Raw genomic sequence first — 1,213 nt, 5'->3', positions numbered from 1 at the left:
TCGGCTTTTGCGCTCCCTGAAGGCCCCGCGCGAGGCGGCGGTTTCCGCGCGGCCAAACGAGCCCGGACCGGCCGGCGCCAAGGCGCTTCGGGCCCGGCTGGCGGCCTCTTCGGGCCGCGCGCCGCAGGCCGCGATTCTGCGCGCAGAGGACGTGAGCCTGCACGCGGTCGACCTGCCCCCCGCCTCGGAACGGCAGCGGCGCGCGGCTTTGCCCTTCGCCCTCGAGGACCAGCTGGGCGAGCCCTTGGAGGCGGTGCATATCGCCATGTGCCGGACCCTGCCGGACAAGCGCGTCCTCGCCGCCGTGGTGCGCCGCGAGATCATGCGCGAGGCCGTCGACGAGGGGCCGGGCGGCGCGATCCGGCCCGAGCAGTTCGTGCTGCCCGCACCGGAGGCGCCCGAGGCCGGCGTGGCCTGGGCGGTGCTGCGCGACGGCGAGCGGGTGCTGGTGCGGGTCTCGGACGGCACCGGATTTGCCGTCTCGGTCGCGGGCCTTGACCATCTCTGGCAGCTCGCGGGCCGGCCCCGGGTCGAAAACCACGGCGCGCCGCTGCCCGACGCGATCGCGCATGTGCAGGCCGAGGCGATGGGCGACGCGCCAGACCCCGCCGACCGCGCGGTGGATCTGCGGCAGGGAGAGTTTGCACCGCCGAGCAACCTGGTTCGGCCGCTGAAGGCGGTGGCCGCGGCGCTTGTCTGCGTTGGGCTTCTGCATCTGGCGCTGGCCTGGGCCGACCTGCGCGCGCTGCGCGGGCTCGCGGCGGAAACCGGCGCCGAGGCCGCCGCGCGGCTCGCGGAGACCCTGCCCGAGGCGCGGCTGTCCGACGACCCCCGGCTGCTGTACCGCCAGCTCACCGCGCGGGCGGCCTCGGCGCGGGCGGAGAGCGGCGTGATCGGATTGCTCGACCGCGCCTCGGCGGCGCTTCTCGAGGCGCCGGAGCCGGTCACCGTCGATCGGCTGGTCTGGTCGGCCTCCCCCGCGACGCTGACGCTCGAGGTCACGGCGGCGGGGCTCGAAAACCTGCAAAGCGCCGAGGAGCGGCTGCGGGTGGCCGGGCTCTCGGTCTCGGCGGGCACGGCGACCGCAGGCCCCTCGGGGGCGCAGGCCGCGCTGACCTTAAGGCCGGGAGAGGGCGGATGAGCCTGCTTGCCTCCCTCTCGGCCCGCGAACGGGTGATGGTGATCGGCGGCGGGCTGCTGCTCGCGGGGCTCT

The 1,213-nt window shown here is 76.0% G+C and carries 1 protein-coding gene; it reads left to right on the top strand.

What is annotated here, in order from left to right; translation table 11 throughout:
• The coding region (gene gspL, locus LR948_RS18770) for a type II secretion system protein GspL (protein ID WP_232755691.1) at positions 1-1,141 on the top strand (1,141 nt) is incomplete at its 5' end.
• Positions 1,142-1,213 lie beyond the last annotated feature (72 nt).

The sequence above is a fragment of the Roseivivax sp. GX 12232 genome, assembly GCF_021272185.1.
Lineage (GTDB): Bacteria > Pseudomonadota > Alphaproteobacteria > Rhodobacterales > Rhodobacteraceae > Roseivivax.
The sequence above is the reverse complement of the archived record's forward strand: the minus strand, read 5'-3'. Positions and strand labels throughout refer to the sequence as shown.